The following is a 15,209-nucleotide window of genomic DNA, read 5'->3' on the forward strand; positions in this document are numbered from 1 at the left end:
TTCGGATCATTCGAATACTCCGAACGCGGGTTACCCTCGATGCGACGAAAGGAGCACGAGTGGGCGGCGGGCACGCACCGGGAAAGGGACGGCGGGCGACCAGCGAGTTCCCCGCGGGCTGGACCGACGAGCAGATCATCGCGGTGATCAAGGACGTCGCGAACGATCCGAGCGAACCCCGCGTCAGACTGCACAACGGCCGCTGGCGGTGCGCCGGCGAACGGTACGGCGTGCACCTGATCGTGCTGGTCGAGGACAACGGCCACGTCAAGACGGGTTATCCGGTGGCGGGCCCCGGCGTGGTCCGCAATCCCGACACCGCCGCCGACCCGGCGAACCCGACCGTCGCCGACCTGGCCGACGGCCGGATCAGTTTCTTCGGTGACAGCCTGCTCGACCAGATCGGCGACCGCATCGCACCGGACGTCCTGGCCTTCTATCGCACCTTGCACTGGTCGGGCGAGTGGGAAGAACTGGCCGACGTCCTCGTCGCGCACGCGCTGAACGAGAACCTGCGGCTGGGCGTGGACGAATACGCCACGCTGGAAAGCCTGCTGAACAGCTTCGACCTGCCCATCGACGGCTTTCTCTACCTGAACGACCGGGCACACGCCCTGGCCGTCCTGCGTCCCTAACTCGCTTCGGCGACTTGTCCGCCGCCGCCCTCGGCGGCCGCCCGCAGCGCGTCCAGCGGCAGTCCGACGGCGTCCGCGATCGCCATCACGGTGAAGAAGGCGGGCGTCGGGATCCGACCGGTCTCGATCTTCCGGAGCGTCTCGACCGAGATCCCGGCCTCCGCCGCGACCTCGACCATGCTCCGCGAAGACGCCGCGCGCGCGTCACGGAGCGCCAGCCCCAGCCGCTCGCCGCGCTCGCGTTCCTCGTCCGTCAACGGCACTCGCACCATAGGCCCAATACTAATACCGGCCCGGCCACGCGCACGCGAGTTCCGCCTCCAAGCACGCGAGTTACGGCCCCGATCACGCGAGTTACGGCCTCACGCACGCGACTTCCGTGCCGGAGACCGAGTTGTCCCCACCGAGTTACCCCCAGCCTGTGGACAACTCTGTGCACAGGTCGTGGACAACCCCAAGAAAAGGGCCCCGCCGAGCCGAAACTCGACGGGGCCACAATCCCTAGTGGCTTCAGGCGCCCGCGGGCACCGGAAGTGGGAGTCCGGGGAGGCTCTGGTCGTTCGGCACCTTGCCGTCGACGAGGTAGTCCTCCACGACCTTGTCCACACCCGCGTTGCCGCCGGCGTAGATACCGTGGTCACCTTCACCGGTCACGGTGATCATCCGCGAGCCGGCGAACGCGCGGTGCGCACGGGTCGCGCCCTCGATCGGGGTCGCCGGGTCGTTCACCGACTGGACGATCAGCACCGGCGGAACACCGCGGCCGTCGAGCCTCGGCAGGTCGACCGGCTTGTTCTTCCAGAAGATGCACGGCTGGATCAGCCAGCCGGCGCCGAGCAGCGGCAGATCGCGGTCGATCAGCTTCTGCGACTGCCGGATCACGCTGTTCCGGTTGCCGTACCAGGGGCCCTCGTTGCAGGGGATCGTCCAGAAGCTGGCGTTGTAGGAGTCGCCGTCGGTCGGGACGAACAGCGGCTGCGGGCCGATGACGCCGTCACCGTCCACCGTCTCCGCCTTGACCTTCTGCGCGGCCGACGTCTTCTGCTGCTGCGTCGCGGTGCCCTCGGTCAGCGTCTTCAGGTTGACCAGGTAGTCGGCCAGCGCCGTGAAGTTGCGCTTCGAGTAGAGGTACGACGCGATGGTCGAGTCGAGGGCGTTGGCCGAAACCGGGACGCCGTCCACCTCGACGGGGTTCTGGGTCAGCGCGAAGCGGACCTTCTCGTAGGTCTGACGCGCGGCTTCACCGGTCTTGCCGAAGCCGTAGACCTTGTCGTACTTGCCGATCCACGGCAGGAAGTCCTGACGCCAGCGGCGCTCGAAGCCGAGCGGCTGCCAGTCGAACGAGTTCTGCCAGGTGGTGGTGAACTCGGTCGCGGAGTCGAGCAGGAAGCGCCCGGTGCGGGTGGGGAACTGCTGCGCGTAGTGCGCGCCCATCCAGGTGCCCGCCGAGTAGCCGACCCAGTTGATCTTGTCGCGGCCCAGCAGAACACGCAGCAGGTCGATGTCGCGGATGGTCTGCGCGGTGTTGATGAGCGGGCCCAGCTCGCCGGACTTCACCTGGCAGGAGTCCGCCGCGTACTTGGTGGCGTCCAGGATCAGGTTCAGGTTCGCCCGGCTGCGGTCGCGCGGGTCGAGGTCCGAGCCGGTGCCGATCGCGTTGCCGCAGGTGATGTTCGTGCTCTTGCCGGTGCCACGCGGGTCGAGACCGATGATCTCCTGGTTCACGCGCAGCTTCGTCTGGTTGCGCAGACGGGCCGGGAAGTTACGGCCCGGAGCGCCGGGGCCACCCGGGTTCGTGATGACGCTGGCCGTCGCCTTGCCGCTGGTGGCGGCGAGGCGGCTGACGGCGATCGTCAGGTCGATGTTCTCGTTCGTCTTGTACCAGTTACGCGGCGCGCGGTACGTCGCACACTCGATGTTCTCGGCCCCCGGAGGCGGCGCGGACGGCAGCTCACTGGCGGTGCACTTGTGCCAGTCCAGCTTCTGGTCCGCGTACTTCGCCGGAATGTTGGTGGAGTTCAGCGGCTGCTGCCCGGCAGCCTCCGGCCCTGCGAACGCAGGCGTGAACCCGGCCAGCATGGTGCCGGCGACAGCCGGGATCACCACCGCATAGCGGAGTTTCTTCATCCGATGCCCCTTTGATGTTGCGTGCGAAGTTCCTGTTCGCGACTGCGGCTATTGATATCCGGCGGGGACTCCGACGGCAACCGCCCTTCGTCGTATGGGGCGTCGCTGATCAAATCGATATCGGGTACGCGTGACCCGGGCGGGTGAGAGGTTCTAGGGTCATCGGGACCATCCGGGGGTACGGGAACGTTAGGTGAGGTCCGATGGCGTCAGGTAAGGCAGACGGGAAGGTGAGGGGCTTTCAGTTCAGCCCCTGGAACCTCCTGCTGATCATCCCGTTGCTGGTGCTGATCACGTCCTTGTTCAATACGGACGGTCCCCGGCTGTTCGGGATGCCGTTCTTCTACTGGTTCCAATTCGTGTTCGTGGCGGTCGGTGTCCTGTGCACCTGGATCGTCTTCGTGATGACCAAGGACAAGCCGACCAGTGAGCGTCCCGACCGGCTGTCCGTGGACGAACTCGATGAGGGGGACGCCAAGTGACCAACATCCAATGGCCAGAGCTGATCATCTTCACCATCCTCTTCGCGGTGGTCACCGTGCTCGGCTTCGTCGCGTCGCGCTGGAAGGCCGGCAACACCCTCGACCACCTGGACGAATGGGGGCTCGGCGGCCGCAAGTTCGGCTCGTGGATCACCTGGTTCCTGCTCGGCGGTGACCTCTACACGGCCTACACGTTCGTGGCCGTCCCCGCGCTGATGTTCAGCGCCGGCGCGATGGGCCTGTTCGCACTGCCGTACACGATCATCGTCTACCCGATCGTGTTGATGCCGGCGCTGCGCATGTGGTCGGTCTCGCGCGTTCGCGGTTACGTGACGCCCGCCGACTTCGTCCGCGGCCGGTTCGGTTCGCCGACGCTGGCGCTGCTGATCGCGATCACCGGCATCATCGCGACGATGCCGTACATCGCGCTGCAGCTCGTCGGCCTCGAAGCGGTGCTGAGGACCATGGGCATCAACGGCTCCGGCATCGTCGGTCACCTGCCGCTGCTGGTCGCCTTCATCATCCTCGCGGTCTACACCTACCAGTCGGGTCTCCGCGCGCCCGCGCTGATCGCGTTCGTCAAGGACATCCTGATCTATCTCGTGATCATCGTCGCGATCATCTACCTGCCCTCGAAGCTCGGTGGCTGGTCGGCGATCTTCGACGCGGCCGACGCGAAGTTCGACAAGACGCCGTCGCAGGCGGACGGCATCCTGCTCAACGCCAACAACCAGTTGCAGTACGCCACGCTGGCGCTCGGTTCGGCGCTCGCGCTGTTCCTGTACCCGCACTCGCTCACCAGCGTGCTCGCCTCGCGCGGCCGCAGCGTGATCAAGCGGAACATGGTCGCGCTCCCGGCGTACTCGCTGGTGCTGGGTCTGCTGGCGCTGCTCGGCTACGTCGCGATCAGCGCGTCGGTCTCGCCGATCACCAACAACGCGACCGGCAAGCCCGACACGAACACCGTCGTCCCGGTGCTGTTCGACACGCAGTTCTCGTCGTGGTTCGCCGGGATCGCGTTCGCCGCGATCGGCATCGGCGCGCTGGTGCCCGCGGCGATCATGTCGATCGCGGCGGCCAACCTGTGGACTCGCAACATCTACAAGGAGTACATCAAGAAGAACGCGACGCCGGGCGAGGAAGCGAAGCAGGCCAAGCTCGCTTCGCTGATCGTGAAGTTCGGCGCGGTGGCGTTCATCCTGTTCATCGATCCGCAGTTCTCGATCGACCTGCAGCTCATCGGCGGTGTGCTGATCCTGCAGACGCTGCCCGCGGTCGCGATCTCGCTCTACACGCGGTGGTTCCACCGCTGGGGCCTGATCGCCGGCTGGGTGGTCGGCATCGGCTGGGGCCTGATCATGCTCTACAACATCCCCAACCCGGCGACCGGCAAGGCGCACTTCGGTGGCTCGGCGCTGAAGCTCGGCGATCTGTCGATCTTCGGCTGGCACCCGCTCAGCGGTTCGCAGCTGCAGATCTACGTCGGTTTCGTGGCGTTGATCGCGAACCTGCTGATCGCGGTGATCTTCACGGTGATCGCACGGCGGTTGAAGGTCTTCAACGGCACGGACGACACCGAGGCCGAGGACTACCACGCCGACGAGCACGACAAGGGGCTCCGCGAAATCGGCGTCCACTGAGTCAGCTGCGAGAAGGGGCCGCGTCCTGCCGGGACGCGGCCTTTCTCGTGGCCGCGGTCGCCGCCAGGTAGAGGACGAGGCCGTTCAGCAGATGCCACAGGAAGTGCGTCCCGGCGGGGAAGTTCCCGCAGACCGTGTGGTCGGCCGTGCGGAACGACAGGGATACCCCGAAGACGCCGGCGGCCACGGCGAACCTGCGGCGATCTTCACCCCGGAGGATGACCGCGAAGATCACGAGCCCGATCAACGCCGAGAGATACAGCCCGCCGCCCAGTGCCGCGACGGCGGCGGTGAAGGCGAGGAAAACGGGGATGCCGAGCCAGGCCAGCCGCCTGCGGACGCCGAAGAACACGTGCGGGAACACGGCGGCGTAGTACAGGACGAACACCAGGATGAAGCCGGTGTCGGCCGCCGCGGACCAGCGGGTGGCGAGCAGATGGAACGCCGTGCTGCCGAGGAACACCAGTCCGATGAGGACGCCGAACACGCGGCCCTTCGGTTGCCGCCAGACGGCGATCGCCGCGATCAGGAACGCGAGATTGCTGAGGCTGTTGAGCGGCTCGCCCCAGAGGCCGGGGACGAGGCGTTCGCAGTAGCCGTCGACGTACGCCGTCCAGTTCACTCCCCCAGATAACCCTGCCCGCGTGAACTGCGGATGTCTTCGACGTCGCCGGCTCCGCTTGCGGGAGGCCGACGCGTTGCGAAAGCCACTTTCGCAACCTTCAACGTGGTGAAAGTGGCTTTCGCATCACGTCCACCGTGCCCCATGCCCCCGCACGCCGAGTTGTCCACACCCCGCCGCCATTGTGGACAAATCGCCCCCGAATGCCTCCGGACCCCACCCCGCGACACCCCCTCCCGATACGCTGGTGCGGGGCGCGCCCCCCTGGGAGTGGTGGGGGGTGGGGTACGCCCAGAGCGAGCTAAAAGCGCTGGTCAGGGAGTTGTCGCGCAGGCCGTCAGGCGTCGGGTGAGGAAGCGGCGACGCGGTTCCGAGCAGGGCAGCGCGAGTGCTCGCCGGTAGTGCTCCGCGGCGCGCACGGGGTCGCCGGCCCGCAGCCACAGGGCGCCGAGGACGGCGGGCAGCAAGGTGTAGTCCGGCAGGTCGGCCTCGATGGCTTCGAGTTCGGCGATCCCGGCGACGGCGCCGCCCACCATCGAAAGCGCGATCGCGCGGTTCAGCCGCGCCACCGGTGACGGCCGCAGCGCCAGCAGATCGTCGTACAGGGAGACGATCCGGCGCCAGTCCGGTGGCGAAGCCGTGCCGTGGCACAGCGCGATCGCCGCCTCGACGTGGTACGCCGACATCTCCGGCCCAGTGCACGCCTGCTCGAACAGCCGCGTCCCCTCGGCGATCATCGCGTGGTCCCAGCGGTCACGGTCCTGCTCGTCGAGCAGCAGCAGGTCACCGTCCCGGTCGACCCTCGCGGGCAGCCTGCTCCCCTGCAGCAGCATCAGCGTGACCAGCGCCCGCACCCTCGGCAGATCCGTCTTCGGCTCGGCCAGCAGCAGCCGCCCCAGCCGGATCGCCTCCCCGCACAGTTCACCGCGCACCGCGACCTCTCCGGTCGTCGCGTCGTAGCCCTCGGTGAAGAGCAGGTAGAGCACGGCCAGCACACTGTCCACTCTGGACTCCAGTGCGTCCGGCCCCGGCAGGGAAAGCGGCTTCCCCGACTCCCGCAACCACTTCTTCGCCCGCACGAGCCGCTGCGCCACCGTCGCCGGTTTCGTCAGCAGGGCCGCCGCGATCTCGTTCACCCCGAGCCCGCCGACGGTCTTCAACGTCAGCGCCACCTGCGAGACCGTCGGCAGCGCGGGATGACAGCACAGCAGCATCAACACGAGTTCGTCGTCCGTCCGCCTGCCGGTTTCGTGGCCGTCGAGTTCCACGAGCCGAGGGAGCAGAGTGCGCAGGGTCTGTTCGCGCCGGACGACGTCCATCGCCCGGTTCCGTGCGGCCCGGAACAACCAGCCCCGCGGGTTGTCCGGAACTCCGCACTGCGGCCAAGTGCGCAGCGCCTGCTCCAGCGCGTCGGCCACGGCCTCTTCGGCCAGGTCCAGCCGTTCGGGGCCGAGCGCCCTGGCCAGCGTGGCGACGATCCGCCCGGCACTGTGCCGGAACAGATGCTCCACCACGCCGGCCGGGCGGCTCATGACGGCATCAGTCCTCACAACCGCGTTCGCCGACCTTGCGCACCTCGATCGGCCCGAACGCCAGATGCGGATGCGTCGCGAAGATCTTCTCCGCCTGATCGAGGTCCGCGGCTTCGATCACCTGGTAGCCGCCGACGATCTCGGTGGCCTCGGTGTGCGGTCCGTCGGTCGCGCCGACCTCGCCGCCGGAACCGCGCAGCACCCGGCCGCTCTTCGACAGCCCGCCGCCGCCGACGAAGCGGCCCTCCTTGGTGCGTTCGTCAGCCCAGGCCAGGTAGCTCTCGAGCACACGTTGCGCTTCGTCGGGGCCGAGGTGGTCGTGCGAGTCCGTCGTGGAGCGGATGAATCCGATGTACTGGGGCATGGCGTCCTCCTTGGGAATCGATGGTCCCTAGACGAACGAGCGCTCCGCGAATCGACATCGGTGGCGGTCGCGGGTGGGGCAGTAGACGACGAACACCTCACAGCTCCAGCCGCCAGGTCTGCCCGGTCAGCTCGTAACCGAAGCCCGTGATCGTCTCTTCGCTCACCAGCTGGAAGCCGGCCTTCCGGTAGATCGCCCGCGCCGCGTCCAGCAGCGAGACCGTCCAGAGCTCCATCGCCCGGTAACCCGATGCCCTCGCGAACTCGACGCATTCGGTGACCAGGCGTTTCCCGACGCCACGGCCTCGTGCGGCCGGCTCCAGGAGCAGCATCCGCAGCTTCGCGGTGGTGCCGTCTTCGGCGGGCATGCAGAAAACGCTGCCGACGCGCTCGCCGTCGAGTTCGGCGATCCAACCCGCTTGGCGCGGATCTCCGCGCCTGTCGACGTACTCCGCGACGACACGGGCGACGAGCGCTTCGAACCGTTCGTCCCAGCCGTACTCGCGGGAGTAGAGCGCGCCGTGGCGATGGACGACCCAGCCGAAGTCACCCGGCCGGGGCGGGCGCAGGACCAGTGCGGGATTCGAGGCGCGCTCGCCGACCAGCGACGAGATCGTGTCCATGGCGCCGAGCAGCCGCTCCTGCTCGTCTTCGCCGAACTTCCCGAGCAGCGAGCCGATCCGGCCCACCGACCGGTTGTCCAGGACGGCGAAGGCCTTGCGGCCGTCGTCGGTCAGCCGGACGATCTGACGGCGAGCGTCCTCGTCGCTGCGCTCACGGGTGAGGAGGCCTCGTCCCTCGAGCCTCGCGAGCAGCCTGCTCGCGTATCCGGCGTCGAGGTCGAGACGTTTGCGCAGGTCGGTGACCTGGGTCGAATCCTGCTGCGCGAGTTCGAAGATGACCCTGGCTTCGCTCAGGGAGTACTCGGCGTCGGCCGGTCCTTCGTCGAGGATGCCGATCACGCCGGTGTACAGGCGGTTGAAGGCCCGGACGGTCGCCACCCGGTCCGCGGATCGATTCATTTGACCACCTCAACATATTCGTTGACTGAGTCAAGTGTTACTCCGCGAAGCGGTGAAGGCAAGAAATCTTTCGGGGGTGAACAAATGGAAACCCCGTGATGCTGCCAGGTCGGGGGTCCGCCAGCATCACGGGGTCGTAGTGGGTATCGACGCCGCGTTCCGCGGCGTTACACCTCACGCACTATGTGTCGTAGGTCACTCGAATGGGCGACACCTACAACGGTTGTCCTCGGGTCAGCGCATGTGCGTGTGACGCGCCTGGGAGATAGCGATGAGCTCCTGACGAACGGTCGCGGTGGCCGCGGTGTCGATCGCCCGGTTCAGGGCCCGGCGAGTGCGAGCCTCGGCGCGACGGGCACGGAGCTTGGCGGCGATGTTGTTCATCGGTTTTTGTCATCCCCTTGGGAGTAGATCTTGCGTCTTCGTGGCTGTGCTTCTAGTATGCACCCTTTTTCACAAGGAATCCAACGATTATCCGGTGACTTGGCACACCTGCCGATGAATCATCGGCAACTAGAGCGTAAAACCGGAGAGATTTGGTGGCGCCGATCACTTCTTGATAACGCCGACCGTCTCTAGTGTCTGCTCTATACGGCCGAAGAGGGCGCGATGAAGCGACGGTAGGAATATCTACCGCTTTCTAGCGTTGAGCCGATAAACCCGGAGAGAGACTTAGTCCCGGCCGAGCAGGTAGTGACCGAAGTGCGGGACGGTGAAGGCGATATGCCCGCGTTCCGCGGAGTACACCAGGCCCTTCTTCATCAGGCTGTCCCGCGCCGGTGACAGTGACGAAGGCTTCCGCCCCAGGTAGACGGCCACATCGGCGGTACCGGCGGACTCGTCCCGGCCCTGGGTCAGCTCGGCCATCGCGAGCAGGTACTCGCGTTCGGCGGGCGTCGCGCGCTCGTAGCGGGAGCCGAAGAAGCCGACCGCGAGTTCCGATTCGGCCTCCGGTGCCGCGACCTGGACGTCCTTCACGGTGATCGGATCCGCCGGAGCGGCATCCCAGGCGGCCTTGCCGTAGGCCTGGATGAAGTACGGATATCCGCCCGACGCGTCGAACAAGGCGTCCAGCGCCTCCGGTTCGATGCCGGCGTCCTCGCGTTCGATGGGCGCCATCACCGCTAGGTCGGCGTCTTCGCGCTCCAGCCGGTCGATACGCGCGTAGCGGAAGAGGCGTTCCGAGTACGACTTCGACGCCGAAAGGACGGCGGGCACGTGCGGCAGCCCCGCACCGACCACGACCAGCGGCGCCCCGGACTGCGAGAGTTCGTGGCAGGCGGCGCAAAGCGCGGAAACGTCCTCCGGCAGCAAGTCCTGGATCTCGTCGATCAACAGCGCGACCCCGGTGCCGACGTCGGCCGCCAGCTCCGCCACCTCGGTGAACAATTCGACCAGGTCGATCTCGATGTCGCCCGAATCGGCGCGGCCCTGCGCGGCGGGCACGTCGATGCCCGGTTGCCAGCGGTCACGGAGCTTCGCGTCCGGTTTGTTGGCGCGCAGCGCGAACGCCTTGAGCACGCCGAGCACCTGCTCGACCCGGTCCGGCGCGCGATGGCGCACGGCGAGGTCGCGGATCGCGCGGTGCAGCGCGGCCGAGAGCGGGCGCCTGAGTTCGGTGTCCGGGCGGGCCTCGATCTTGCCCGCGCCCCAGCCGTGCTTGATGGCCCGCGAGCGCAGCTCGCCCAGCAGCACGGTCTTGCCCACGCCACGCAGCCCGGTCAGCATCAGGCTGCGTTCGGGTCTCCCGCGGGCGACCCGTTCGAGCACGACCTCGAAGGCCTGGAGCTCGCGCACACGGCCTGCCAGTTCGGGCGGCCGTTGACCGGCGCCCGGGGCGAAGGGGTTGCGGATGGGATCCACTCTCACACGCTATCGGCGTTTCTAGCGTGGACCCGATATTCCGCCATAGAGGGATAGGCGTGTCGCGCCGGGTTACTCCGAGTGGACGGGTCTGCAGCCCCGTCCCTCGTTTTAGTCGCGCAGGTTGCGCTCGGCGTAGACCGCCATCGCGTCACGGATGTACTCCGCGGTGCCCGCGCCCTGCTTCTCGTCGTACTGCCCGTAACGCGGGTCGTCGACGTACAGCTGCCCGAGACCGGCGAAGTAGCCCTTCGAGACTGCACGCACGGCCGGCCGAAGCCATTCGTACAGCCGCTGCGTGATCGCCTGGGCCTCGTCGCCGTCGGCGGGCAGACCCTTGGCGCGGGCCTCACCGAAAGCGGCGGCGATGTCCTTCTGCTCCTGCTGGTGCGCCTTCTTGTCCTCGGCGCTCAGCGACTTCCACCACCGATCGCCCTGCTTGTAGGCGTCGGCGCCCCAGCGTTCGGTGACCTCCTTCTCGTACTTCGTGTGGTCGAAGCCGTCGAACACTTCCGTTGCCATCAGTTGTTCACCTCTCTCCGTTTTCTTCAAGGTCGTCCTGACCGATTCGATCTGCCGTCCGAGCCGCTGTCGCTCCTGCTCCAGCCACTTCAGGTGCGTGCGCAGCGCCGCCGTCGTGTCCTGCTCCCCCTCGAGGACTTCGCCGATCGCGGGCAGGCTCAGCCCGAGTTCGCGAAGCAGCAGGATCCGTTGCAGGCGCACCAGCGCGTCCTGGTCGTAGTAGCGGTATCCGTTGCTCCCCACCCGGCTCGGTTCGAGCAGCCCGATGTCGCCGTAGTGGCGCAGCGTGCGGCTCGTGGTTCCGGCAGAGCGGGCGATGTCCTGGATCGACCACTCCTTCTCGTTCGGCATGTCCACGAAGGTAGAGGTTGACGTTGCGTCAAAGTCAATCGAAGTTCACCCGACCGTGGCATGGTTCACGAATGAAGACATTCGCGCTGGTCATCGCCGCTGCGCTGACCCTGACGACGGCCGGGGTCGCCGACGCGCATCCGCGTCGCGCCTTCGACATCCAGGCTCACCGCGGCGGACTCGGCCTCACGGTCGAGAGCACGCTCGCGTCGTTCGGCAAGGCGATGGAGCTGGGGGTGACCACGCTCGAACTCGACATCCAGATCACCAAGGACGGTCGCGAGGTGATCACCCACGACCGCAAGACGACACCCGCGAAATGCCGCGACACCGCGCCCGCGACGCCCGGCGATCCGGCGTATCCGTACGTCGGCAAATACGTGAAGGACCTGACGTTCGCGCAGGTCCGCACGCTGGACTGCGGTTCGATCCGGCAGCCCGCCCACCCCGGCCAGACGCTCTCCCCTGGCGCCAAGATGCCGACGCTCGCCGAGTTGTTCCAGCTCGCCCGCGACCACCGAGCCTGGGGTATCAAGTTCAACATCGAGACGAAGGTCGAGGCCGCCGCGCCGCACGAGACGGCGCCGCGTGAACAGTTCGTCCAGCGGGCGGTGCGCGAGATCGTGCGCGGCGGCTTCGCGCACAACGTCTCGATCCAGAGCTTCGATTGGGGCGCGCTGATGCGGTTCCGCGAGGTCGCGCCCTGGCTCCCGACGGTCGCGTTGACTCAGCCCGAGTTCCTTCAGGTGGGGCAGCCCGGCAAGTCACCGTGGCTCGGCGGGCTCGACATCGACGACTTCGGCGGCAGCCCCGTCCGCGCGGTGAAGTCGTTCGGCGCGAAGGCGCTCTCGCCGGTGCACGGCAACCCGCAAGGCGGCAAGGTCGGCGACCCGGACTACCGGCCGTTCACGACGAAGGCGCTGGTCACCGAGGCGCACCGGGCGGGGATCAAGGTCGTGCCCTGGACGATCAACGACCCGGCCACCATGCACAAACTGGTCGACGACGGCGTCGACGGCATCATCACCGACTACCCGGACCGGCTGCGGGAGGTCGCGGCCGACCGCGGGTTCAAGCTGCCCAAGGCGTATCGAGCCCGCTAACGCAATCTAGCCCTGTCTAGTGCCAGAGAAATATTCCCGGATACACCGTTAGCGCGGTTCGGCGGGGTGGCGGGCGGGAAGACTGGGGTTAGGTTTGTTTCCCGGGTCCGGATCAGAAAGGTTACGACCGTGATTCTCCGTCGCGTCGCACGTCCGCTCCTCGCCGCGATCTTCATCTCCGGCGGGATCGGCGCGCTGAGGGACACCCAGGGGCACGCCAAGGCCGCGGAGCCGTTCCTCACCGAGTCCTTCGACAAGCTGGAGGGCGTGGTGCCGGAATCGGTGCCGCGTGACCCCGCCACCCTCGTCCGGATCGACGCCGCGGTGAAGGTCGGCGCCGGGTTCGCGCTCGCCACGGGCAAGGCACCGCGCCTGGCCTCGCTCCTGCTGCTCGGCAGCCTCGTCCCGACGACGCTGGCCGCGCACCGGTTCTGGGAGATCAAGGAACCGGCCGAGCGCCAGCAGCAGCAGATCCAGTTCATCAAGAACGCCGGCCTCGCCGGTGGCCTGCTGCTGGCCGCCGCGGACACCGCCGGCAAGCCGTCGCTCGGCTGGCGTGCCCGCCGCGCCGCGTCGAAGACGGAGAAGCGCGCCGAGAAGCTGGCGAAGAAGGCCGAAAAGCGTCTGACCAGCTGAAATCCCGCAATTAGTCACCTACTTGCGCCGAGAAGAGGTCGCAAGTAGGTGACTAATTGCGTGCGGTCACGAGGTGAAGGCCTCGATGTCCTCCGCCTCGACGACGGTGCGCACCTCGACCTCGATCTCGTCGAACAGCGCGGCATAGGACTCGGCGAACGAGACGGCCTCGGCCAGGTCCTTGGCGTTGATCAGCGCGAACCCGCCGATGACCTCCTTGGCCTCGGTGAACGGGCCGTCGGTCGCGGTGATCTTGCCGCCGCGCACCTTGCGGACCTTCGCGCCCTTCTCCGACGGGTGCACGCCCTCGGCCGTGATCAGGAAGCCCTTCTCGAACGAGTCCTGGATGAAGGCGCCCATCTTCTCGATGAACTCCTTGCTGGGGTTCCAGGCTTCCGGGGCGCTCTCGTCGAGCCGGTGCATCATCAGAAACCGCATCGCTGCTCCTCAGTGTCTTGGCGGGGCTGTTTCTACCCCGCCTTCACCGACGCGTCGAGCGGCTCGACGACGGTTCGACATTTCGTTCGGAAAAATTCTCAGCGGCTCGCGACCTTCTTGTACTGGGCCGTCGCCAGCGGCGCGAAGATCGCGATGATGGCGACGCAGCACAGGATCGCGTACAGCGAAGCGTTCTCGGCCGGCCAGCCTGTCGGGGCCGCGCCGAAACGGTTGCCGAACAGGTCACGGGCCGAGTTGATCACCGCGGTGAACGGGTTCCAGTCGGCGATGGCCTTCAGCACGCCCGGCAGCTTGTCCGCCGGGACGAACGCCGTCGAGATGAAGCTCAGCGGGAACATCCACATCAGCCCGGCGCTCTGCGCGACCTCGACGCTGCGCGCGACGAGCCCGATCCACGCACCGACCCAGGACAGCGCCCAGGCGAACATCAGCATCACGAGGTAGCCGAGTACCGCGTCGAGGAAGCTGCCGCGGATCCGCCAGCCGACGAGCAGCCCGCACAGCGACATGACGACCAGCGCGACCACGCTGATCACCAGGTCCGACGTCGTCCGGCCGAAGATCACCGCGAGGCGGGAGATCGGCAGCGAACGGAACCTGTCGATGATGCCCTTCTGCAGGTCGTTCGCGAAGCCGATCACGGTGAAGGCCGAGTTGAACGCGACCGTCTGCGCGAAGATGCCCGCGATCAGGAACTCCCGGTACGCGAGCCCTCCCGCTTCCCCGCCGATCGCGTCGCCGAAGACGTACGCGAACAGCAGCACGAACATGATCGGCTGCAGGGTGGCGGCCATCAGCCAGTCCGGGTTGCGCTGGACGTTCTTCAGGTTCCGCCAGGTGATCACGCCACCGTCGGAAAAGGCCTTCGCGACCGCGCTCACTTCTTTTCCCCCTCGTCCGTGGCGTGCCCCGTCAGCGAAAGGAACACGTCGTCGAGCGTCGGCCGGTGCAGCGCGACGTCCTGAATGGCGACGCCGTGGCCGTCCAGCCGCCGCAGTGCCTCGATCAACGCCTTCGGCCCGCCCTCGACCAGGACGTCGACCTTCCGGGTGTGCTCGTCGACCGACGGCGTGCCCGAGCCGACCTCGGTCAGCACCTGCGTGGTGATCGCGAGGTCACTCGTGTTCGCCACGACCAGTTCGAGCCGCTCGCCGCCGATCTCCTGCTTGAGCTCGTCGGCGGTGCCGCGCGCGATGACCTTCCCCTTGTCGATCACCACGATCGAGTCGGCCAGCTGATCGGCCTCCTCCAGGTACTGCGTGGTCAGCAGCACCGTGGTGCCGTCGGCGACGAGTTCCTTGATGACCTCCCAGGTGTCGATCCGGCCGCGCGGGTCGAGCCCGGTGGTCGGTTCGTCGAGGATCACCACGGTCGGCTCGGCGACCAGCGCGCCCGCGAGGTCGAGCCGTCGCCGCATCCCGCCGGAGTAGGTCTTGGCGGGGCGGTCCGCCGCGTCCTCCAGCCGGAACCGGGCGAGCAGCTCACGCGCCCGGGACTTCGCCGCGGCCTTCTTGCTCCCGTACAGCCTGCCGACCATGTACAGGTTCTCGAACCCGGTGAGGTTCTCGTCCACGGCGGCGTACTGCCCGGAGAGCCCGATCGACCGCCGGACGGCGTCGGGGTGGGCCAGTACGTCGTGCCCGGCCACCTCCGCCTCGCCCGAATCGGGGCGGAGCAGCGTGGTCAGGATGCGGACCGTCGTCGTCTTCCCGGCACCGTTCGGCCCCAGGAGGCCCAGCACCTTGCCCGTCGGGATCGACAGGTCGACCCCGTCGAGCGCGCGTGTGGACCCGTAGGTTTTGACCAGCGCTTTCGCCTGAACTGCGAACATGCGGTCAACCTAGACCCCGGC

17 protein-coding genes are annotated in these 15,209 nt (G+C 67.5%); 5 read left to right on the top strand and 12 right to left on the bottom strand.

What is annotated here, in order from left to right:
* The first annotated feature begins 59 nt into the window (after positions 1–59).
* Entirely contained in the window at positions 60–635 is a 576-nt protein-coding gene (locus CVV72_RS29770) for an EndoU domain-containing protein (RefSeq protein ID WP_219147013.1), read from the top strand.
* Here CVV72_RS29770 and CVV72_RS29775 read toward each other — a convergent pair.
* Positions 632–907, bottom strand: a complete 276-nt coding sequence (locus tag CVV72_RS29775; RefSeq protein ID WP_219147015.1) for a helix-turn-helix domain-containing protein — start codon at positions 905–907, stop codon at positions 632–634. The two genes, CVV72_RS29770 and CVV72_RS29775, sit on opposite strands and share 4 nt — an antisense overlap.
* Positions 908–1,145: 238 nt before the next feature.
* Positions 1,146–2,762 carry an alpha/beta hydrolase gene (locus CVV72_RS29780; protein ID WP_219147016.1) on the bottom strand — a complete coding sequence of 539 codons (1,617 nt, stop codon included), beginning with the start codon at positions 2,760–2,762 and terminating at the stop codon, positions 1,146–1,148.
* A gap of 203 nt (positions 2,763–2,965) precedes the next feature.
* Here CVV72_RS29780 and CVV72_RS29785 point away from each other — a divergent pair, with 203 nt between their 5' ends.
* Both CVV72_RS29785 and mctP read left to right on the top strand, forming a co-directional pair.
* Positions 2,966–3,244: a DUF3311 domain-containing protein gene (locus tag CVV72_RS29785; RefSeq protein ID WP_034314210.1), complete on the top strand. Its 279-nt coding sequence runs from the start codon at positions 2,966–2,968 to the stop codon at positions 3,242–3,244.
* The gene (mctP, locus tag CVV72_RS29790) at positions 3,241–4,884 is read left to right on the top strand and encodes a monocarboxylate uptake permease MctP (protein WP_219147017.1); all 1,644 of its coding nucleotides are present in this window, start codon (positions 3,241–3,243) and stop codon (positions 4,882–4,884) included. Before CVV72_RS29785 ends, mctP begins: the two co-directional genes overlap by 4 nt.
* Before the next feature lies 1 nt (position 4,885).
* Here the strand turns inward: mctP and CVV72_RS29795 are convergent, their stop codons facing one another.
* The 7 genes from CVV72_RS29795 to CVV72_RS29825 form a co-directional block, all read right to left on the bottom strand.
* Positions 4,886–5,506, bottom strand: a complete 621-nt coding sequence (locus tag CVV72_RS29795) for a hypothetical protein (protein ID WP_219147018.1) — start codon at positions 5,504–5,506, stop codon at positions 4,886–4,888.
* A gap of 314 nt (positions 5,507–5,820) precedes the next feature.
* Positions 5,821–7,038: an RNA polymerase sigma factor gene (locus tag CVV72_RS29800; protein WP_219147019.1), complete on the bottom strand. Its 1,218-nt coding sequence runs from the start codon at positions 7,036–7,038 to the stop codon at positions 5,821–5,823.
* 7 nt (positions 7,039–7,045) lie between these two features.
* Positions 7,046–7,402 carry a YciI family protein gene (locus tag CVV72_RS29805; protein ID WP_219147020.1) on the bottom strand — a complete coding sequence of 119 codons (357 nt, stop codon included), beginning with the start codon at positions 7,400–7,402 and terminating at the stop codon, positions 7,046–7,048.
* A gap of 97 nt (positions 7,403–7,499) precedes the next feature.
* Positions 7,500–8,423 (bottom strand): helix-turn-helix domain-containing GNAT family N-acetyltransferase, encoded by a 924-nt coding sequence (locus CVV72_RS29810; RefSeq protein WP_219147022.1) that lies wholly within the window; start codon positions 8,421–8,423, stop codon positions 7,500–7,502.
* A 234-nt stretch (positions 8,424–8,657) separates the two neighbouring features.
* On the bottom strand, positions 8,658–8,807 hold the full coding sequence (locus CVV72_RS29815) for a hypothetical protein (RefSeq protein WP_007032374.1): 150 nt from the start codon (positions 8,805–8,807) through the stop codon (positions 8,658–8,660).
* Positions 8,808–9,095: 288 nt separating this feature from the next.
* On the bottom strand, positions 9,096–10,286 hold the full coding sequence (locus CVV72_RS29820) for an ATP-binding protein (protein WP_007032375.1): 1,191 nt from the start codon (positions 10,284–10,286) through the stop codon (positions 9,096–9,098).
* Between the two features lie 111 nt (positions 10,287–10,397).
* Entirely contained in the window at positions 10,398–11,159 is a 762-nt protein-coding gene (locus CVV72_RS29825) for a MerR family transcriptional regulator (RefSeq protein ID WP_219147023.1), read from the bottom strand.
* Between the two features lie 71 nt (positions 11,160–11,230).
* Between CVV72_RS29825 and CVV72_RS29830 the strand changes: the two genes are divergently transcribed.
* Together CVV72_RS29830 and CVV72_RS29835 are read left to right on the top strand one after the other, a co-directional pair.
* Positions 11,231–12,262, top strand: a complete 1,032-nt coding sequence (locus CVV72_RS29830) for a glycerophosphodiester phosphodiesterase family protein (protein ID WP_219147025.1) — start codon at positions 11,231–11,233, stop codon at positions 12,260–12,262.
* 129 nt (positions 12,263–12,391) lie between these two features.
* Positions 12,392–12,898: a DoxX family membrane protein gene (locus tag CVV72_RS29835; protein ID WP_219147027.1), complete on the top strand. Its 507-nt coding sequence runs from the start codon at positions 12,392–12,394 to the stop codon at positions 12,896–12,898.
* A 66-nt stretch (positions 12,899–12,964) separates the two neighbouring features.
* On the opposite strand, the gene CVV72_RS29840 is transcribed toward CVV72_RS29835, so the two are convergent.
* From CVV72_RS29840 to CVV72_RS29850, 3 genes are all read right to left on the bottom strand, one after another.
* Entirely contained in the window at positions 12,965–13,336 is a 372-nt protein-coding gene (locus CVV72_RS29840) for a YciI family protein (RefSeq protein ID WP_091598314.1), read from the bottom strand.
* A 98-nt stretch (positions 13,337–13,434) separates the two neighbouring features.
* Complete coding sequence (locus CVV72_RS29845) at positions 13,435–14,238, bottom strand: ABC transporter permease (RefSeq protein WP_125779924.1); 804 nt, start codon at positions 14,236–14,238, stop codon at positions 13,435–13,437.
* On the bottom strand, positions 14,235–15,188 hold the full coding sequence (locus tag CVV72_RS29850) for an ATP-binding cassette domain-containing protein (protein WP_219147029.1): 954 nt from the start codon (positions 15,186–15,188) through the stop codon (positions 14,235–14,237). The genes CVV72_RS29845 and CVV72_RS29850 overlap by 4 nt, the downstream gene beginning before the upstream one ends.
* Between the last annotated feature and the right edge of the window lie 21 nt (positions 15,189–15,209).

Source organism: Amycolatopsis sp. TNS106 (assembly GCF_019330265.1).
Taxonomy (GTDB): domain Bacteria; phylum Actinomycetota; class Actinomycetes; order Mycobacteriales; family Pseudonocardiaceae; genus Amycolatopsis; species Amycolatopsis lurida.